This is a genomic window from Deltaproteobacteria bacterium HGW-Deltaproteobacteria-2 (assembly GCA_002840505.1).
GTDB lineage: Bacteria > Desulfobacterota > Syntrophia > Syntrophales > Smithellaceae > Smithella.
In genome coordinates this window covers 77051-97378 of sequence record PHBC01000009.1, presented here as the reverse complement: position 1 = coordinate 97378, position 20328 = coordinate 77051, and the positions used below count along the sequence as shown (strand labels likewise).

At 44.5% G+C, this 20328-nt stretch carries 20 protein-coding genes; 10 read left to right on the top strand and 10 right to left on the bottom strand.

Annotated elements, in window-relative coordinates:
* The first annotated feature begins 71 nt into the window (after positions 1-71).
* Positions 72-1133: a hypothetical protein gene (locus CVU62_14680; protein PKN36566.1), complete on the top strand. Its 1062-nt coding sequence runs from the start codon at positions 72-74 to the stop codon at positions 1131-1133.
* Positions 1134-1166: 33 nt separating this feature from the next.
* Here the strand turns inward: CVU62_14680 and CVU62_14675 are convergent, their stop codons facing one another.
* The 3 genes from CVU62_14675 to CVU62_14665 are packed head-to-tail and all read right to left on the bottom strand — an operon-like array spanning position 1167 to position 3959.
* Positions 1167-2432, bottom strand: a complete 1266-nt coding sequence (locus CVU62_14675; GenBank protein ID PKN36565.1) for a hypothetical protein — start codon at positions 2430-2432, stop codon at positions 1167-1169.
* Complete coding sequence (locus tag CVU62_14670) at positions 2429-3697, bottom strand: hypothetical protein (GenBank protein ID PKN36564.1); 1269 nt, start codon at positions 3695-3697, stop codon at positions 2429-2431. Before CVU62_14670 ends, CVU62_14675 begins: the two co-directional genes overlap by 4 nt.
* 34 nt (positions 3698-3731) lie before the next feature.
* On the bottom strand, positions 3732-3959 hold the full coding sequence (locus CVU62_14665; GenBank protein ID PKN36563.1) for a hypothetical protein: 228 nt from the start codon (positions 3957-3959) through the stop codon (positions 3732-3734).
* Positions 3960-4003: 44 nt separating this feature from the next.
* On the opposite strand from CVU62_14665, the gene CVU62_14660 reads away from it, so the two are divergent.
* The 3 genes from CVU62_14660 to CVU62_14650 are packed head-to-tail and all read left to right on the top strand — an operon-like array spanning position 4004 to position 6978.
* Complete coding sequence (locus CVU62_14660) at positions 4004-4729, top strand: DUF4197 domain-containing protein (GenBank protein ID PKN36562.1); 726 nt, start codon at positions 4004-4006, stop codon at positions 4727-4729.
* A gap of 32 nt (positions 4730-4761) precedes the next feature.
* A complete protein-coding gene (purD, locus tag CVU62_14655; protein ID PKN36561.1) occupies positions 4762-6090 on the top strand; it encodes a phosphoribosylamine--glycine ligase in 1329 nt (442 codons plus the stop codon).
* Positions 6091-6114: 24 nt separating this feature from the next.
* Entirely contained in the window at positions 6115-6978 is an 864-nt protein-coding gene (locus CVU62_14650) for a nitroreductase (GenBank protein PKN36560.1), read from the top strand.
* Here CVU62_14650 and CVU62_14645 read toward each other — a convergent pair.
* The 3 genes from CVU62_14645 to kdsB all read right to left on the bottom strand — a co-directional run bounded on the left by CVU62_14645 (position 6975) and on the right by kdsB (position 9463).
* The gene (locus tag CVU62_14645; protein ID PKN36559.1) at positions 6975-8045 is read right to left on the bottom strand and encodes a hypothetical protein; all 1071 of its coding nucleotides are present in this window, start codon (positions 8043-8045) and stop codon (positions 6975-6977) included. The two genes, CVU62_14650 and CVU62_14645, sit on opposite strands and share 4 nt — an antisense overlap.
* Before the next feature lie 21 nt (positions 8046-8066).
* Positions 8067-8609: a peptidylprolyl isomerase gene (locus CVU62_14640; protein ID PKN36558.1), complete on the bottom strand. Its 543-nt coding sequence runs from the start codon at positions 8607-8609 to the stop codon at positions 8067-8069.
* A gap of 89 nt (positions 8610-8698) precedes the next feature.
* Positions 8699-9463, bottom strand: a complete 765-nt coding sequence (kdsB, locus tag CVU62_14635; protein ID PKN36557.1) for a 3-deoxy-manno-octulosonate cytidylyltransferase — start codon at positions 9461-9463, stop codon at positions 8699-8701.
* A 127-nt stretch (positions 9464-9590) separates the two neighbouring features.
* Between kdsB and CVU62_14630 the strand changes: the two genes are divergently transcribed.
* The 4 genes from CVU62_14630 (at position 9591) to CVU62_14615 (ending at position 13936) form a co-directional block, all read left to right on the top strand.
* The gene (locus CVU62_14630) at positions 9591-11009 is read left to right on the top strand and encodes a hypothetical protein (protein ID PKN36556.1); all 1419 of its coding nucleotides are present in this window, start codon (positions 9591-9593) and stop codon (positions 11007-11009) included.
* A 9-nt stretch (positions 11010-11018) separates the two neighbouring features.
* Positions 11019-12104, top strand: a complete 1086-nt coding sequence (gene mutY / locus CVU62_14625; GenBank protein ID PKN36555.1) for an A/G-specific adenine glycosylase — start codon at positions 11019-11021, stop codon at positions 12102-12104.
* A 127-nt stretch (positions 12105-12231) separates the two neighbouring features.
* On the top strand, positions 12232-12423 hold the full coding sequence (locus CVU62_14620) for a hypothetical protein (GenBank protein ID PKN36554.1): 192 nt from the start codon (positions 12232-12234) through the stop codon (positions 12421-12423).
* 265 nt (positions 12424-12688) lie between these two features.
* Complete coding sequence (locus tag CVU62_14615; protein PKN36553.1) at positions 12689-13936, top strand: hypothetical protein; 1248 nt, start codon at positions 12689-12691, stop codon at positions 13934-13936.
* Between the two features lie 90 nt (positions 13937-14026).
* Here the strand turns inward: CVU62_14615 and cysK are convergent, their stop codons facing one another.
* The 3 genes from cysK to CVU62_14600 form a co-directional block, all read right to left on the bottom strand.
* A complete protein-coding gene (gene cysK / locus CVU62_14610; GenBank protein PKN36552.1) occupies positions 14027-14914 on the bottom strand; it encodes a cysteine synthase A in 888 nt (295 codons plus the stop codon).
* A 276-nt stretch (positions 14915-15190) separates the two neighbouring features.
* Positions 15191-16369, bottom strand: a complete 1179-nt coding sequence (locus tag CVU62_14605; GenBank protein ID PKN36551.1) for a 5-aminoimidazole-4-carboxamide ribonucleotide transformylase — start codon at positions 16367-16369, stop codon at positions 15191-15193.
* Positions 16370-16372: 3 nt separating this feature from the next.
* On the bottom strand, positions 16373-17104 hold the full coding sequence (locus CVU62_14600) for an inosine monophosphate cyclohydrolase (protein ID PKN36550.1): 732 nt from the start codon (positions 17102-17104) through the stop codon (positions 16373-16375).
* 184 nt (positions 17105-17288) lie between these two features.
* On the opposite strand from CVU62_14600, the gene purE reads away from it, so the two are divergent.
* Entirely contained in the window at positions 17289-17810 is a 522-nt protein-coding gene (purE, locus tag CVU62_14595; protein ID PKN36549.1) for a 5-(carboxyamino)imidazole ribonucleotide mutase, read from the top strand.
* Positions 17795-18430 carry a threonylcarbamoyl-AMP synthase gene (locus CVU62_14590; GenBank protein ID PKN36548.1) on the top strand — a complete coding sequence of 212 codons (636 nt, stop codon included), beginning with the start codon at positions 17795-17797 and terminating at the stop codon, positions 18428-18430. Before purE ends, CVU62_14590 begins: the two co-directional genes overlap by 16 nt.
* A 157-nt stretch (positions 18431-18587) precedes the next feature.
* Here CVU62_14590 and CVU62_14585 read toward each other — a convergent pair whose 3' ends face one another.
* On the bottom strand, positions 18588-20315 hold the full coding sequence (locus CVU62_14585; protein ID PKN36547.1) for a hypothetical protein: 1728 nt from the start codon (positions 20313-20315) through the stop codon (positions 18588-18590).
* Between the last annotated feature and the right edge of the window lie 13 nt (positions 20316-20328).

Below are 20328 nucleotides of genomic sequence, written 5' to 3'. Positions count from 1 at the left end.
AATGGCGTCTCTTATACTTCACCCCACGAGAAATAAGTTCTTTATCAATTCTTTCAATCAATGGAGAAACAATGGCGAAAGAAGTGCAAATTGCAGGAGCAGGACTGGCGGGACTTGTGGCGGGTATCACTCTGGCACGTCAAGGGTTCAGAGTAAAGATCAGTGAGGCCCGACCAAACATCGGCGGCAATTTGCGCTACGCGGATTCCACCTTGATGAACCCGGCGCAGATTGAGAAACATTTAGGAGTAAGGGTTGACGAGGCATTGGAACCATGGACGTACACCCGTATCTGGGCGTACGGGAAAAAATACGAACTCCCGAATCCCAAAGGGGTACAGAGCTTCACCGTAGAGCGAGGGGGCAGAGAAACCTCCCTGGAAAACGTGCTTTACCGTCAAGCACTCAAAGAAGGTGTAGAAATCGCCTTGGGACAGAAGCTCTCCAAACAGGATTTGAAAGAACTTCCTCCCGGGAGCATCATCGCTACTGGACTCGATCGTGAAGCTTTTGAAGCTATAGATATCCCTTGCCGTCCCTTCTTTTGCCACATGACTACCGGCACAGGGAATCCTTCCCGTCCCGGAGTCATCGTCTATTTTGATCGCTTTACACGGGAATTCGGCTACTATTTCCAGGCAAACGGCTCAGCGGGTTCGCTCGTCTTCAGCGTACAGCGCCCTCTTGTGGATGGAGAGAAGCAGGAATTTCGTCGCCGGCTTTATGAAAATGATGGGATCGATTTCTCGGGATGGAACGACAATATTGCCGTATGGGCAGCATGGCCACTTGCAGCATGGCGAAACCTTAGACTCATGCAAGATGATAAAATCCTGGCCGGCACATTGGCGGGTGTTGTGAGTCCAATCCTTCTGTTTGGAGTCAACGGTGCGCTTCTATCGGGAAAGATTGCGGCCATGGCAGTGACCGACCGTGATCAGGCGCTCAAGGAATTCAAACGGATAGCGCCTCTCTATTACCCCCAATTCGCCTTTCGGAAGTTGCGGGAATATGCTCCTCACGGCCTTTTGAAACCTCTGATACAGAGCATCCTTTCCAGCTACCACCCGAGCCTGTTTCCCTGGCTCATGATGTTTGCGCTGTGGCCGCCCGGATATCACAGACAAATCTAAGCACAGCAAATAAATCGTTTATTATTAATTCCTTTACTGTGCTGGAGAAATCACCATTACTTCCTTGATGGATTTCTGGTCGGCGTTTTCAATGATGAACGTAATTCCGCCATACTGGTATATTTCTTTCGGCTTCGGAATTCTTCCCATCTGCTGCATCAGAAATCCGCCAACGGTTTCATAGTTTCCTTCAGGAAATACGATTTTAAGTAATTGTCGCAAACTGTCCATTTCCAATCGCCCTGAAACAAGATATCGTCCCTCAGCTATTTTTCTATATAGTTTTTCTCCAGCCACATATTCGTCAATTGTCCCAACGATTTCTTCTCCGATATCCTCTATGGTGACAACACCGGTCGCGCCGCCGTATTCATCAACGGCTACAGCCATCTGCTCGTCTTTTTTCTGCATTGCCACGAGTAGCTCACTGACTTTTTTTGTTTCCGGCACGTAAAATACATCCTTACGCATACAGGAAGCAACTGTCGCCCCGCCCACTCCCTCTGCAGCCTGCTTGTCTTTGAGCATCATTTCTAATAAATCGAAGTAATGAAGGATTCCCACGATATTATAAACCGTATCTTCATACACGGGAATCCGCATATATTTCTTGTCCGCTACAACCGCTACCGCTTCGGAAATTTTCATCGAGGCAGGCAGTGATGTTAAAGCAGAAATGGGCACCATGATTTTAACGGCTGTCAGTTCCGAAAAATCGAACACGCGGCTGACCATTTCTTTCTCTCTGGTCAGGATATCGCCGCCTTTTGTCTTTTCGCCCAGAATATATTTGAGCCCTTCCTTGGTAATGTGAGAAGTTTCTCCCGCTTTGCGATCTGAGGAAATATGTACCGTCCCCCTGGACACGGCCGCTATAACAAAAGCAACCGGATAAAAAATCATTGAGGAAAAACGGATAAACCAGGCAACTCTCATCGCCATTGTTTCCGCATAATAAAGGAAAACACTGCGGGCAATAATCATTAAAAAAAGAGTTGGTATCATAATTAAAAAGGCAAATTGTTCACCCCGCGCCGGTCCGTAAAATGATATCAAAAGACCTGTCGCCAGCGTTGAAGCGATGATAATTGCCAGATTGGTCCCGACAAGCGCAGTTGAAATAAACCATTCCGGCCTTTCTTTTAGTTTAACGGCCTGCTCGGCAGCAGAAGAACCCTGATGCGCGCGGTTTTTCAATTTATTTATATCTGAGGCAAACAGAGCAACTTCGCCGCCGGAATACAACATTTCCAGTACAAGACAAAACAATATGGCCGCTATGATTAAATAAAAGCTCATTGTTCTTCCGGCTCCCGGGGTTGTTCCCTGGTTATTTTAACTTTCAGTATTCTTGTCTTGCTGACATCATTGACACAAAAGACATACCCATCCGAACGTACTTCTTCACTCTTTGCCGGCATTTTACCGAACAGGTGCAGGACAAATCCGCCTACGGTATCGAACTCTTCCTCCGGTAATTCGGCGTCAAGCAGCTTATTGCATTGTTCGACGGTCATGTTACCGGAAACGATAATTGTCTGTTCATCAATTTTTTCATAACCGTCGCCACCCGATTCATCAGCGCCTTCAGTTTCTTCAAAAAGATGTTCCAGAATATGCTCTAGCGTTATCATTCCTGAAACTCCGCCATATTCGTCAACCACAATGGCGATCTGCAAAAAGTTTTTTTGAAAATCATGCAGAAGCCCGTGAACTGTTTTTTGTTCAGGAACAAAATACGGTTTGATCAGAAGATTGTGAATGCCCGCCTGTGTTCTGCCTCGCCAGACATTGTTGAGCAAATCACGCGCAAATAAAATACCAACGATATCGTCTCTATCTTCCCTGTAGATGGGCACGCGTTCCTGCCTTGCCTGGGCTATGGACTGAAGCATCTCCTCAACCGGAATATCCAGCGGAAGACAAAACATATCCACACGGGGTATCATGATGTCCGTTACCGGCCTGTCGCCCAGCTCAAATATTTTATTAATCAATTCCTTTTGCGACTCATCCACCACACCTTCAAGACTCCCGGCATCAATGAGTGTTTTAAATTCATCCTCCATCAGAGCTTCCGATTCCTCGGATTCATCCGCACCGTAACGTCTTAGAAAAAGCCCGGAAATTTTTTCCAGACCGGCCACTATCGGATACTCCAGCCGGGAAATAACGGTAAGTGGAAATGAAACTAAAGAAGAAAGCTGCATCGGATAAGTAACGCCGAAGGTCTTGGGAATGGCTTCACCGACAAAAAGTAAAACAACGGTTGTAAAAATAATGGAAATCCACTGCCCATTGATTCCCAAAAGCCCGATGAAATAGGAAGCCGCCAGAATGGAAATGCTGACGTTAACAACCTCATTGCTGGTCACTATCGTAATCAGCAGCCGCCGCTGGTTGGAAAGCAATTTAACAACATAGTCAAAAAACGGATAGTTATCCTGTTTCATCCTGTGCAGATGCAAATCTCTCAGTGAAAGCAGAGCCGCTTCCGCCGACGAGAAAAATCCGGAAAGCATAAAAAGAATGACCAGAACAACGATATCAGCATTCCAACCCAATTATTTGCTACCTCACCTTTCTTGTTGATATGCTTTAATTTAACAGATTATAGAAAAAAAATAAACTAATTGTACCTTTATTATTAAATTGACAGTGGAAAGCATTCTTTCTATACTTCCATATCAAGTCGCCTTCTTCGGCTAACTTTGTTGGCATCGTCGTCGGCTTCCTCAACGTATCATCATATACGCCTGCGGAGCCTCCTCCTTGCCTCATCGTTATCCTTTGAAGCCAACTTGGCATGAGAACAAAGAAAACCATCTTAATTTTCTCCACTAGAAACCGCATCAAGGGAGGATTGCATTATGAAAAGAAAATATATCTTCTTAAGTATTTTATTCGTATTATTCATTTGTCCATACAGCCAGGCGTCTTTTCTTGATACACTTAAAGACACACTTAATACCGTGACATCTACCACCCCTTCCGGCAGCAGCGGGAAAGTCGATCTGGGACTCAAAGAAGCATTGAATGTAGGCATAAAAAATACTATAAATTATCTGGGGAAAAATGACGGTTACTTCGCCAATGCCGCAGTCAAGATATTAATACCTGAAAAAGTTAGAAAATTAGAACCAGCTCTGCGAGGTATCGGCTATGGACCGCAACTGGATGAATTTACGCTCAGCATGAACAGAGCCGCGGAAAAAGCTGCTCCGCTGGCCGCGGATATTTTCTCAACTGCGATTACAGAAATGAGCTTTGACGACGCCAACAAAATCCTGCGTGGCGGAAATACGGCCGCGACGGATTATCTCAAAACAAAAACATACGACAAGCTGCTGGAGAAATTTCAGCCGGCAGTACGCAAAACGATGAGCGAATATAAAGTAACTCAGAAGTATGACGCGCTTAACGAAAAAGTAAAGAAACTGCCTCTGATCGGTCAAACGACTAATCTGGATGTGAATAGATATGTTTCATCCAAAGCGCTCGATGGTTTATTCTCCGTTCTGGCCAAAGAAGAAACCAACATCCGCACCAATCCTAAAGCGAGAGTAACAGAACTTCTTAAGGAAGTTTTTAAATAATTAATAAAATAACGTAAAAGGAAATTTTTAAAATGCCCAATATACTGCTCATAGGAAACGGCGCCCGTGAACACGCACTTGCCGAAGCGATTACCCGCTCCCAACAAAAGCCACTGCTCTTCTCTTTTATGAAATCAAACAATCCAGGCATAGCCTCTCTTTCGGCAAAAACGGTGCCGGGTAGTTATTCCGATCTCAAAGCTATTACAGGTTTTGCTGTGGAAAATAAAATTGAGTTCGCAGTTATCGGTCCTGAAGATCCTCTCAACAACGGTGTTGCAGATGCACTGGCTAAAATAAACATTCCGGCTGTAGGGCCGACAAAAAGTCTGGCACGGCTGGAAACTTCCAAATCATTTACCAGAAATCTTGTCAGCAAATATAAAATCCCCGGCAATCCGCAGTTCAGAGTATTTACAACAATCAACGGAGTAGAAGCTTTTTTAAATGAACTGGAAGGAATCGTTCTTAAACCGGATGGTTTAACAGGCGGAAAAGGTGTACAGGTTCAAGGGGACCATTTTGAAACAAAAGAAGATGCCTTAACGTTGTGTAAACAAATACTAGCCGGCGGTTCTTCACTGATTGTCGAAGAAAAATTCGATGGTGAAGAATTTTCTCTGCAATGTCTGTGCGACGGAAATACAGTGGTTGCCACACCGCTGGTACAGGATCACAAAAGGAGATTTGATGGAGACAAAGGACCCAACACCGGCGGAATGGGCTCCTATTCCCTGCCCGATCATTCCATGCCTTTCTTAAAACCAAAGGATTTGGAGGATGGATTGGAAATCACCCGTCAGGTCGCTGCGGCTCTCTTAAAGGAAACAGGCAGCCCCTACAAAGGTGTTATGTACGGCGGTTTTATTGCTACAAAAAACGGTACAAAACTTCTGGAATACAACGCACGATTTGGCGATCCCGAAGCTATGAACATTCTGCCACTTTTAAAAACTGATTTTGTGGAGATCTGCCGCCATATCATTGCCGGAACACTGGATAAATTAAAAATTGAATTCGAACACAAAGCGACTGTTTGCAAATATGTTGTACCGAAAGGTTATGGTCTGCCCGCCGATCATCCCGATGCCGCTTCATCCAAAGCCAGGATTGAACTAGGAAACGTCGGTAAAGCGCGTCTTTACTATTCATCTGTGGATCAAAAAGAGGATGGTTTATATCTGAGTTCTTCGCGCGCCATTGGTATTGTCGGAATCGCCGACAATTTAATCGAAGCGCGAAAAATAGCGGAAGAAGGCGTCAAAGCAGTTAAAGGTCCTGTTGCCTATCGCGAGGACATTGGCACAGACGCGCTTATCCAAAAACGTATTGATCATATGAAGAAAATACGCAAAAATTGATCATTGGAACAAAGGAGGATAACAATGTTATTCAGTGAGCCTGTTGTAAACATTATCCGCCGGCGCAAATCGATCAGAACCTATTTAGATACTCCTCTAGAGGAAAACAAAAAAGAAACGTTAAATAAGTTTATTTCCGAAAATGTTGTGGGACCTTTCGGAACAAAATCACGTTTCATCTTTATAACGTCCACCGAACAAGATAAAGAATCTTTAAAAGGTCTAATTACTTATGGAATGATAAAAAACCCTACGGGATTTATCATAGGCGCAGCAGAAAACTCCCCACACAATCTTGAAGACTACGGCTATCTGATGGAGAAAAATATTCTGAAGGTAACGGATCTGAACTTAGGCACGTGCTGGCTGGGAGGCACATTTAATTCCAGCGGCTTCGCACAGAAGATAGCTTTACAAAACAATGAAGTCATACCGGCTGTAACACCTGTAGGTTACGCTGTGCCTAAGATTACTTTAGTAGATTCCGTAATTCGTAACTCCACTGGAGCGGACAAACGCAAGTCGTGGAGTTCTTTATTTTTCAACAAAGATGATAAACCGCTTTCCGTCGAGCAAGCCGGCCGTTACGAAACATCGCTGGAAATGGTGCGCCTTGCGCCTTCGGCCAGTAACCTCCAGCCTTGGCGTATAATAAAAGAAAACGATCTGAATACCTATCATTTTTACATAAAACGTAATCCGGGATTAAAACAAATCTTTTTCATGAAATCAGACTTGCAACGTGTGGATATAGGTATTGGCATGTGTCATTTTGAACTTGCGGCAGAAGAGAAAGGATTGAAAGGTGTCTGGGAAATAAGTGATCCCCACCGCAAAGGTATGGCCGACAAACTGGATTATACTGCGACCTGGGTTGGCAGTAATTAATACCGTGTAATGTGGTGTTCAGTAAGACCGAAGAAATTTGCCATCGTATAGATCCGGTTATCATCATCTCTGAATCTACCGCTGTAAATACCAAATGGCTGGTGGAAATCTGAAACGAGAAATCCGGCATTAATCTTTTCGGCTCTCTGGCCGGAAGATGTAAATAACAACTCTAAACTTCCATCTGTTGTTTTTATTTTCCAAGGACGCATGATATTTTCTTTCTCAAATTCAAAGCGCGCCGCTTTAAGGCAATAAATTTTCCCGCCAATCCACATGCAGTTTTCATTAAAATCTTCATCATCGGCTATCATATTCTGGCAAAGATTGAAGGCTAGAAGTTCTCCATATTCATCATAACCGGCGGCCGTCGCCCATTTCCAAAAACTGGAATAAGGGTAATATGTTTTTTGTTCATCCATCAAAGCAACATCCCGCTTACGATTGATTATAATTTCTTTATCCCCCATTTTAATCGTTCCTTCAGCCGGCGCAGCGACCTTGTGCGTATAAAATGGCCTGAATGGTGTAACAGGAGATACCTGAACAAGAGGTTCAATGGTATTCAGGTCTTCAAAAATCTTAATTTCCCCTTTTACAGCGGGCAGGCTTCTTTTGCCGTCAATATCTATAGTAATTTTGTGATATCCATAGTTAAGCTGGTTTTCAAAACGAAGCAGGTAACCATTTTTTTTGAACTCACAGCTGTCATCATAGACCTGTCCGGCGATGCGCGATGCACCGCCCGGTAATTGCACACTGTGTTCAAAACGTTTGTTTTCTATTCTGTCGTAAGCATAAAAAAAAGAGACACCCATAAATTTAGCATCAAAAATAACCATACCGAAATAATGGGTGGGAGTTATAATGCCAAAATGCTGCCATTCCTTAAGACGGAATTTTTTCCAGAAAGCAGGAACTTTGCGCGAAGAAGAATACAAAGGTGCTTCGAGAATGTTCACATTGCGAAAAGGCGTACGAAACGTACCGAAGTTAATCGTTCCGTCTTTTTCCACCATCTTTTCAGGAGTTGCCGCTACTTTTCTCATAACATCTCCCTCCCGCATAAATTTTGATAATGCTTAGCTCTATGCTTTCGGTGCCTTCGAAAGTTTAGGGAAATTTTCATCCAGGATCGCATTCCATTTTTCTATCACAGGATTGATTTTTTCCATAAGTTCCGCAATATCACCTTCGATTGTTACGGAAATGATTTTATCGCCCTGAGCAATCTGATTGACAACCTTCTGGTCGGCGTCACTGACAACTTCGCCAAAAACCGTGTGCTTGCCGTCCAACCATGGTGTCGGTACATGAGTAATAAAAAACTGGCTGCCGTTTGTTTGAGGGCCGGCGTTGGCCATCGAAAAAATGCCGGGTTTGCTGTGACGCAACTCTTTGACAAATTCATCCTGGAATTTGTATCCGGGCCCACCGCGGCCATCGCCAAAAGGACAGCCTCCCTGAATCATGAAATCGGGAATCACCCGGTGAAATTTTAAGCCATTGTAGTATCCGCGCCGGGACAGATTTATAAAATTGCCCACCGTAAGCGGCGTCTTCTCGGCAAACAGGCATAAATTTATTGTTCCTTTATTTGTTTCAATAACCGCTTTTAAATCGTTTTTCATTATAAACTCCTTTTTCTTTCAACTTAAGATGAGATTAAATATTACGGATTAATAAGTCAAGATAAAAACACTCTTACAAGGGCTACGCACTATGTGGATGATAATAATTTATTCCTGACGTTCTCTAAATCTTCAGGAGTATCTACGCCAATGGTATCATGTTGGGTCTCCAGAACTTTTATCTTATACCCGTTTTGCAATGCGCGCAGTTGTTCTAATCCTTCAAAAGTTTCCAGTGATGAAACCGGAAGCTTTGAAAAAACAGACAGGAAATCTTTCGTGTATCCGTATAAGCCAATATGCTTGTAATATGATGTGGCGGCAGAGGCACTATTATCAAATGGAATCGGTGTTCTTGAAAAATACATTGCAAAATTTTTGATGTCGACGACTACCTTTACAGTGTTAGGATCATGTATCTGATCCTGATCCTTTATTTTCTTTCTAAAAGTTGCCATAAGGATATTTTTATCTTCCGATAAAGCAGTTACAAGAGCATCAATCATTGCAGGTACAAGCATTGGTTCGTCCGACTGTATATTTATTACTATATCAGTTTTTAAGTGTTGAACTGCCTCATTAATTCTATCTGTTCCTGATGGATGTTTTGGAGATGTCAACATTGCCTTTCCTCCAAATGATCTTACAGCCTCAATTATTCTCTCATCATCTGCTGCAACTATCAGATCATCGAGCAATACTGCTTTGTTAGCTTTTTCCCACACATGCTGTATCATTGGCTTTCCCCCGATATCAGCCAAGACTTTACCCCTAAACCTGCTAGATTCATATCGCACCGGAATTATTCCCACAGCCGTTATTCTTTTTTTTAGGAATATTCTGGTTTTATGCATAGATCTTTTATGTCCAGCAGTTTATCTTACTTATCAACTCGCCAACTTTTCATTGACGCACAACGGCGTTTTTCCTATACTTACTTACCGTGAAAGCAAGTTCCATTCAATCTTATTATACAGAAGCATGAATCGGAAAGGAATCTTTGTTTTTATCAAACACTTAATTAAAACTTTTGTAATGAAATATTTTTTGAATCCGGATGTGCTGGACTCTACATCTGCGTTGGCCGTATTTATAAAGAGATTATGCTTCAAACTAATCCTTATTAGAAGTCATATTACAAACTACCGAGACCGGTTTTACACGGTAAGCGACTTGTCTGCAATTATCGGATATATTCCTTTAAAGACGCGCCGGATAATTAACCAATCTCCGGGAACGATTCTGATATCAGCATTGGGATTTGGCGAGATTATTAACAGTATCAGTTTGATCAGGGGAATTCAAACCATCTCTTCATATCCCATAGTTATTATTTCCAGGCAACCTCAACTGACCCGTCAGCTGACTCAATCTATGGGATTATCCGTAATTGCCCTTCCTTACCCTTATCATTTCTGCGTATGGCGTCCATTTATCTCGTACTGGCTTAACACACTCAGGCCGGTATCCATTTTATGCATCGAAAATATGATAGAGTTGAGAGCAGACATGCTCGAACTGGCAAAGACAAAGCATAAGACATCTGTTCTATTAATCAACGCCCACGCTTACAGGAAAAGTACTTTCTTATGGCACATACTCGAAGAAACCAAAGATCAAAATAAGCGCCGATTCAAATGTGTGGACAGGGCCGGAGCGGTTTCGGATGAAGCCAGAAAATATCTTCTTGGATACGGCGTTCCCGACAGCAATATTATCATGGTCAACAATTTAAAATTTGATACTGCAAAGCATATAATAAAAATCGAAGAGTGTGAGAGGATACGACAACAACTTGGTATATCCCGTGATGCGCAGGTCTTAATCTGCGGCAGTGTTCATCCTGGAGAAGAAGTAATTTTGTTAAACGCTTTCAAAGATGTAATCCGCCGTCCGGGGATGGAAAATATCAGACTTATTATTGCCCCGCGAGAATTATATACTCTTAATCCGATAATAACCTCTATCAAAAGCCTCGGATTCTCTATCGTATTAAAGACGGCCTCTCCGAGGATATCTCGGGATAGTTCTGCGATTATAATAGTGGACACTATCGGTGAATTAAAAACTATCTACTCCATCGCTGATGTTGTCATTGTAGCCGGGAGTATGCTGGATCATTTAATCGGCCATAACCCGATTGAACCGGCAAGCCTGGGCAAACCAGTTATAGCAGGCCCTTATATGTCATCTTTCAATGATGTAATGGACAAGTTTCTTCACCGAAAAGCGATGATTCAATTACAGAACACGGAAGAGTTGGCCAATCAGGTAGCTGCGCTGCTCAAACATCCCGAAATCAGGGAACGCATGGGTTCCCTTGCGAAAGCCATTGTAGAAGAGTGTAGCGGTGCTACAGCAAAGTACCTGGATATCCTTGGCAGACTACTGCCTAAATAATTAAGTGTTATGTCCCCTGAACTTTATCACGATAAAATCAAAAGTCCTCTGAACCGCCAACTGCTGGTCTGGTACAAGCGCAATCAGCGCTCCCTTCCCTGGCGCAAAACAAGCAATCCTTATCTTATCTGGATTTCGGAGATCATGCTTCAGCAAACGCAGGTTGACACAGTAATTCCTTACTATCATCGTTTCCTGAAAGCTTTTCCCACTGTTTCCTCGCTCGCTCGCGCCCCCTTACAGGATGTGCTCAAGACCTGGGAAAATCTGGGTTACTATTCACGGGCCAGAAATATCCACGCTGCCGCCCGGATGATTGTAGAGAAGTTCGATGGCCGGATCCCCGCTAATTTGGAAGTGATACAAACACTACCCGGCGTAGGCCTTTACACAGCCGGTGCAATCTTAAGCATTGCCTACGGACAGGCTTTGCCCGCCGTGGATGGCAACGTCCGCCGGATTTTATGCCGCCTTTTTGCCATCCGCAAACCAGTGGACGACGCACAGGAGCAAAAGCAATTGCAAAAACTCGCCGCTTCGCTGATACCTGTCAAACATCCCGGCGATTTCAACCAGGCACTGATGGATTTGGGAGCAACGATCTGTAAAGCCAAAAATCCCGACTGTTCCCGTTGCCCCATAGTCAATCTCTGCCAGGCGCGGCTTCACGATTTACAAAACGTTTTGCCGATAACCAGAAAATCCCCCGCAATTCCTCATCGTCAGGCTGCTGCTGCCGTCATCAGAAATTCAAAGGGCATGCTGCTGGTTGTTCAGCGGCCAACATCAGGTTTGCTGGCTTCTTTGTGGAAACTGCCCGGCGGCTTTATAAAATCAGATGAAGACTCGGAAAACAGTTTGAGGCGTAACGTGAAAGAAGAACTCGGCATTGCCATCAGAACAGGAAAACATTTGGCCTCGGTCAATCATGCTTACACGCATTTCCGCATCACTCTTCACGCATATGAATGCCACTTACTGAAAGGCACACCTAAGCCAATTGGTTGCCAGAATTGGCAATGGACATCCCTCACCGACTTAAAGAAATTGCCTTTGTCGAAGATTGACCGAATGATTATGACAACAATCTTATGAAATCATTCCTTTTTACACTGCTTGGTCGAGTGTTTTTGACTCGACCATTCTGCAATCTATTAAAAAAATGGAGTCTCATAATAAACCGTGATAGTTTATCTAAATAATTTTTTTGAGGACAGACTCCATGTTTGGAAATAACCGCGCTGATATCAGAGTGGGTTCGCGTGTCAAGGTTGTGCAGAAGCAGGACCAGCGCACAGGCACACTCACCGAAGGCGTCGTGCGAGACATTCTCACGAAGTCAGCCACCCATCCACACGGCATCAAGGTGCGCCTGGAAAGCGGGATTGTGGGCAGAGTTAAAGAGATTCTCTGATTTCATATTGATTTGAAGTGGAATAGGATTCGGATATCCTGCGTTGAGGAGAACGTCCTGCATTATAATTAAGTGTTATGTCCCCGGAATTTCCTTAAGCCTCTTGGATGCCAGAATTGGCGATGGGCATCCTCCAGCGATTTAAAAAAATTGCCTTTGTCGAAAATTGACCGAATTATTTTAGTAGAAATATGATATAATATGATTTTAAAAATCAGTCACTATAATTAAATATTATATCTCCTCAATTCAAATGAGGTTAACAATGGGACCAATAACTTTGTTTGATAAATCGTTTCTTCAATCCCTAAACTTGGATGAATCAGTTTGGTTTGACAATTTCTTTTATTCAGTTATCTGTCCCATATTTTACGTCGAGACATTAGCCGATCTTGAGAAAGCTGTACGACAGGGACGTACGCAGGAGCAGGAAGTCGGCTACATTGCCGACAAATCTCCTGAATTCCATAGAAATCACTGTAGCTACCACCGGAGTCTCTGTTTAGGCAATATGATGGGCTATCCTGTTCCGATGAATGGACAGATTCCTGTAAGTGGCGGTCGCGCTGTTGAAAGCGATGAAGGGGAAAAAGGGTTGGTGTTCGAACTGTCAGACGAAGCTCAGGCACTCTCACGTTGGCAGGATGGAAAATTCTTGGAGTTAGAGCGCAAGTTTGCAATTGTTTGGAGAAGATCTCTAGAAAATCTTGATCTTCTCGCCGCCGCTTCCATTATCAGAGCTATGGGTATCGATGAAAAGACCTGCAAAACTCTGGATCAGGCAAAACAAATTGCAGAAGAAGTCATAAGTTCTTGGCTGCCGACAGATATAGTAAAACTGGCATCAATTTTCCTTGGCATTTCACCAGCACAAGAAAGGCTTATTCTTGATGCTTGGGTAAGAGCAGGCAACACACCTTTTCCTGTTTATGCGCCTTACGCTGCTCACGTGTTATCAGTAGAAGTATTTTTTCGGATTGCATTGGGATCGAATCTCATATCAACTCAGCGGCTATCAAATCGGACAGACATAGCATATCTCTTTTACCTTCCGTTTTGCATGATTTTCATATCATCCGATAAACTTCATCGAAACTGCGCACCTCTTTTCCTGAGAAAAGATCAAGAGTTTGTGTGGGGAGAAGATCTCAAATCTGACTTGAGGCGATTGAATGAACATTATTCGACCTTACCTAAGGAAGAAAAAGAAAAAGGCATTATGGATTTCGCATCTGAACCTCCAAAGGAAGGTAAATATTTAGTCAGTAGCTTGTGGGATCGTCACCTACCGCGTTGGCGTAATATAAAGTCAGGTATACCAAAGATGACTCCAGAAGCGGAAAAAAAGCTTGTAGAACAAATTAAGAGGCAATCTGATTCAAGAAGATCATTACCACTTGATGAAATCAATGAAGCTGATGCTGATTTCATGACAATCAAACATAAAGTTAGGAGACGTAAAGGATCATGGTGGCAAGTTCCAAAAGATTTGAAAGTTTCTGATGAGGAGTAGAACGTATTGGCTAATAAACGTCAAATCTTTATTCTTGACATTTTGATCTAGCAGCAGGTCTTTTGGACTCGCCTTCTTTGTCCTGCCCGATTATAACAGTGCTGTGCTGAAATACCGTTCGGCGCGGTCGGGAAGCACCGTTGCAATATTGCCCGGATATTTTTTCTCCAACTGACGCGCGGCCCAGACATTCGCTCCGGATGAAATGCCGACCAGGAGCCCCATGCTTCTCCCCAGTTCACGTGTCGTTTCGATGGCATCTTCGTCGGTGACTTCGATAACTTCGTCCACCAGTTTGACATCCAGCACAGCAGGAATGAAACCATCACCGATCCCCTGTATTTGATGCAAACCCGGTTCGTGGCCGAGCAATGCGGAAACGTTTTTCGGTTCTACGGCCACGATACGGGCATCAGGCCGATGCTCCTTAAGAAACTTTCCAACCCCCTGGAGGGTTCCGCCGCTTCCGACTCCCGCAACGAAATAATCAACCACCCCGTTCATCTGACGCCATAATTCGCGCGCAGTTTCTTCGTAATGCACGCGCGGGTTGTCCGGGTTTTCGAATTGCTGCGGCACATACACTTTCGAATTCGATGCCGCCAGTTCGGTAACTTTTTTCACAGCGCCTCCGATGCTTTCTTCCGCGGGCGTTAAAATCAATTCTGCGCCCAGCGCCTCAATGAGTTTCTTGCGTTCTTCACTCATGTTCTCGGGCATCACGATGATAACACGGTATCCTTTCAGGCGTCCGACAAGCGCCACGCCGATGCCGGTATTCCCGCTGGTCGGTTCAACAATGATTGTGTCCGGTTGTAATTTCCCGTCGCGCTCGGCACCTTCCAGCATTGATAACGCAACACGGTCTTTGATACTTCCCCCAGGATTCAGAAATTCAGCTTTGGCGAAAATGCGTGAATTTTTGAGTTGGATGAGCGGCGTATTGCCAATAAGATTGAGTATATTATCCGTTAACATTGATCGCCTCGTATATTAAAATCATATTATATACTTCTATTTGGGTAAGTCTTTTGGACTTGCCCGTTTTTCATCTAGGACAATTTTTTTTGTTCCTGGATTCCCGCCTGCGCGGGAATGACAAGACACGTTGTAATTCCATTTTCAATTCAACGATGATACCGCGGCGGCTAAGAGGCGTCTCGTAATGACAAAAGCATTCCGACGCAGTTTATGCGCCGGAATGTCTTATTTCTCTTTTTACCTTTAACCTTTCACCTTTCACATTCTTGTCTATTAATGATGGAACAAGCGCAGGCCGCAAAAGGCCATCACAATACCGTATTTGTTGCAGGTATCGATTACCTGCTGGTCGCGGATGGAACCACCGGCCTCGACAATGGCGGTTACACCGCTACGATGCGCACGTTCGATATTATCGCCAAAGGGGAAGAACGCATCACTGCCTAAGCAAACACCTGTGACCTTGCTCAGCCACCTTTGCTTTTGAGCCTTGGTTAATGGTTTGGGCTTACGGTTGAAGGTTTCAGCCCAAACATCATCGCCGATAACATCTTCCGGTGTTTCGCCCAGGTAAACGTCAATAGCATTGTCGCGATTGGGCTTGGCAACATCGTCACGGAAAGGCAGATTCAGCACCTTGGGCATATGGCGCAGCTGCCAGTTGTCGGCCTTCTGCCCGGCCAGACGGGTGCAGTGGATGCGGCTTTGCTGTCCCGCGCCCACGCCGATGACCTGGCCATCCTGCACATAGCACACGCTATTTGACTGAGTGTATTTCAGTGTAATCAGGCTCAACACCAAGTCACGTTTCTGTGCATCGGTCAGAGTCTTGTTCTCGGTAACAATATTTTCCAGCATGCTGTTGTCAATCTTCAGGCTGTTTCGTCCCTGCTCGAAGGTAATGCCGTAAACCTGCTTGTGCTCCAGAGAGACGGGTACATAATTGGGGTCGATGGCGACCACGTTGTAGCCGCCTTTTTTCTTGGTCTTTAAAATTTCCAGAGCTTCCGGTTCATAACCAGGAGCAATGATGCCATCGGTTACTTCATTTTTGATAATCTTCGCCGTGGATACATCGCACACATCGGAAAGCGCAATCCAGTCGCCGAAGCTGCTCATGCGATCGGCGCCGCGGGCACGGGCGTAAGCGCAGGCAAGCTTGGATAGTTTCATTTTGGGATCGATGTGATACATTTTGCGCAGAACTCTGTCCAAAGGATAACCCAAGGCAGCGCCAGCTGGAGAAACATGTTTAAAGGATGCCGCGGCAACCATACCGGTATTTTCTTTTAGCTCTTTCACCAGCTGCCAACTGTTGAGAGCATCCAAAAAGTTTATATAGCCGGGCTTACCGTTCAATACCTCAACCGGCAGATTGCTGTCGTCCACCATAAAGATTCGGGCGGGTTTCTGGTTGGGATTGCAGCCGTATTTAAGCGCTATTTCGTTCATTGATTATTCCTCCACTGCTTTGTATTTGTTGATGATGACGTCTTTATACGTCTGGGTCTTAAGATCGATGGCACGCACAAACAGACTTACCTTGTTGTCTTCATTTAAGGCTTTCCAAAGCTTGGCGCCGTAAAGATCCGGATCTTCCTCGTCTATGGCGACATGTATCGGCTCCCCCGCAAAACTGGGAATCGGCGTACCATTGCATTTGTAGGTACTGATAAAGTGTCCTTCGCCTGCCAGAGGTTGCAAATAATCGAAGGTAAAACGCTGCACGCTGTTTTCGTTGCCGTCGCAGCTTTTCAAAATGTTCAGTTTGTAGCCGCCTGTGCGCATATCCACTATGCCGGAAATGCGCGGCGTCCAGTTGGGTTTATCATCTTCAAAGGTACGGGTCGCGAGAGCCGCTTCAAAATTATAGTCCGGAAACTGATCGCGGGACATAAAATCATAAATAGTATTGGTCTGGTCGCCGTTGGTCACAATCGCTGTTTTGTTCAGAGTCAGCACGGGATTATAAATAATCAGGTGCGGGTCGGTCATTTTGGAAGGGTCGGCTGCCATGGTGCGGATGCCGCCGTCGATGGGGTCAAACACTCGGTTACGACTGTTGACACTGCGTCCCATGATAAAATAGGCAATCACGGCTTTGTTGCCGCCGGGCGTTTTTCCGATGCAGATACCGCGTCCCGGATATTCGTTGCCAGCTAGAAATTCGTATAAGTTCTCTTTCATTTTTGCTTTTCTCCTCAATTATATATAAGGGGTTTTCTTTTCGCTGCGGAGTATATGAAGAGAAGTTTCGTATGTCAACTGGATTTGGGATAAATTTTTAATTTTCAGATTGCAAATACTGACCCAATACGCTAAATACGTACAAATTTAGAGAGCAATACCACCTACATACAAAGGAGTCAGCATGAAAGCAAAAAGTGCCCCAAAAAATGTGATAGTCAGTGTAGTAATGGGCAGTGATTCGGATTTGCCAGTTATGGCGGAAGCAACCAAAGTACTGGAAGATTTTGGCATTGGCTATGAACTGATTCTGACTTCGGCACATCGCACGCCCCTGCGGACAACCAAGTTTGCAGTTTCCGCAGCTGGACGCGGCATTAAAGTAATTATCGTGGGAGCGGGAGCTGCCGCTCATCTGGCTGGTGTGATTGCCGCGCAGACAACCTTGCCTGTAATCGGAGTTCCCATTGACTCCACTTCTCTGCATGGCCTTGACGCTCTGCTCTCCACCGTTCAGATGCCCGGGGGTGTACCTGTCGGGTCCATGGCCATTGGCAAATCAGGAGCTAAAAATGCCGCATTGTTTGCCGCTCGTATTCTTGCCATAGGAAACAAAGAAATAAGCGTAAAACTTTCCGCCCACAAAAATAAAATGTCCAAGGATGTTCAAAAGAAACAGGAAAACCTCAAATGCGGGAAATCCTGAAACCAGACGCAGATAATTCTGAAGAGAAAGTTCTGAGCAGAGCGGCAGAAATTCTGGCTGGCGGCGGCATTATCGCCTACCCGACGGAAACGTTTTACGGCCTGGGCGCAGACGCAACAAACGAAAAAGCAATCAAGAAAATTTTTGCCGTCAAAGGAAGAAATTTTAAAAACCCTATCTCACTGATTATCGGCAAGCCTGAGGATACTTATACCCTTGTCCGGGATATCCCTGAATCAGCGCAAAAACTGATGGCGGCCTTCTGGCCGGGAGCGCTGACGATTGTTTTCCAGGCTTCAGATAAAATACCGCCGCTGCTTACTGCCGGAAGCGGAAAAATCGGCCTGCGTATTTCCAGCCATCCGATTGCCCTGAAAATAATTCAAAAACTAAAAAAACCACTCACAGCAACAAGCGCCAACCTTTCCGGCTTACCCGAATGCTCACTGGCTTCCGAAGTTATTAAACAAATAGGTGACAAGGTTGATGCGATTTTAGACGGGGGGAAAACCCAAGGCGGCAAGGCGTCTACCATTATTGATGTTACCTGCGATCCGCCAGTTATTCTGCGCGAAGGAACAATTAGTAGACAAATAATCGAAGAATGCATTAATCGTTAACATTCTGCGCTCTCCAAAATATCCATTAGAAAAGCTATGGGATATTATAGCACCTTCACTTTCTTTATATTTCAAAATTTAATATTCTTCGTAAAAGAAAGCAACCCCAAAACCTCATCCGGTTCTGTGGCTGTAATTCTCATTCATAATTTTCTTGTCACGTTACGAATGATTTCCTTAATTTGAATATAAAGAAAAGGATAAAACCTGTAAGAAACAGGTAAGGCAGAATGCCGTTGATCAGTAACAAGGAAAAACCGATCAAAGGATATAGTGCTACTCTTACTGCTGCTTTTGCCAGTGGTTTACCTTCAATGTAACTTGCGGCACCGGGGCCAATACGGTAATACCAGGCGACAAACTTCCGTCCGAAAGCATTAGTCAGCAGATATCTGTCTCTCAACTGCCGCAGGATTTCCACCTGTCCCGCCAGTGCCGAGCCGAATGCTGCCGTGGCAATGAAACACCCGCCGCCGCCACCACCACTGCCGCCACTGGCAGGTACAGCCTGTGTGGTCACGCTGAAAGTGTCGGATACCCCGCCAATGGTCAGCGTCGCTTCTGTTTTCGTGGAATAATTTCCAGATGAAGCTAGCTGAATCGTTACAGCATCACCATTATTCACTGTGCCGACGTCATTTGTGTATAATCCGCCATTAATCGAATACATGCCGTCTATAATAGATATTGATGCCGCCGCATTGATCCCTGATACAGTTATGGCATTTGATATTACAGTTGTGTTCAATGCCACACCTGTTTTATCGGTAAAAGTAAACTGAGCAGGAACCGTATCCGGAAGGGCCGCCTGTGTTGTTACACTGAATGTATCGGATACTCCGCCAATAGTAAGAATTGCACTCTTTGTTGTGGAATAGTTACCCGATGATGTAATCCTCACTGTTACAATATCACCATTATTCACTGTATCACTTGTGCTTTTGTATGAACCGCTATTGATGGAATATGTGCCACCGCTGATATAAATAATTGTCGCTGCATTGAGGCCTGATACAGTTATTTCATTTGATGTAACAACCGTATTTAATGCCACATCTGTTTGGTCAATAAAGTTGAACTGGTCAGGATCAGAAATAGTTGATGGTAAATACGCCGCAACAATATCCATAGTTTCACGGATATTTCGTGAATTGTCTCCGTCTGCCGTATCACCGGCTACTTTTCCCTCATAAGACTCAAGAGGGGTAGAAAAGAGCGGCGCTTCTACATAAATATTACCGTAGCCGTCACTGCTGTAAGCCATAATAGTGTTATATGGTATGCCGTTTGTTCCCGTAAAATACCATCCGGCGGAATAAGTGTTGAGGTAAGTATTTGGACCCGGATCTGATTTCTGAAATTTGCTGTGATCGCAGCCAAGATTATGACCAATTTCATGTGTCATAGTGTGACTGATATCAACAGATCGAATAGCAGACACTGAAAAGGCATAGTCCGGCTCTCCGGAATACGTTGTCAACATATAACCCATACCTACCGTTCCGGAAGCCGACCCGGTGTCCACCAGCATAACAACAAGGTCAGCGCCGAATGTATTACGCCAGCTATGAACAGCGGACAGATTACCGCTGCCGGCTTGAAGCCTCGACAAATCCAGTGACATATTAATGTGCGTGTAAGAAACCTCAGCCGCGTATACCAGTCTGAATGTCAGATTCACATTGCTGTTGGCTGTTGCCTGATTCATTCTGGCTACAGTATCGACGGCAAATATATTCATTCCTCCATTGCTGTCTACCCATGATTTGGCCGTTGAATCGAAAACTACCATTACATCAATGGTTGCGCTAAACACTGAAGGTACAAAACAGAGCAGAAAAAAAATTGCTGCCATAAATCTAGAAAAACAATTTATTCTTTGCATCAGAATACCCCCA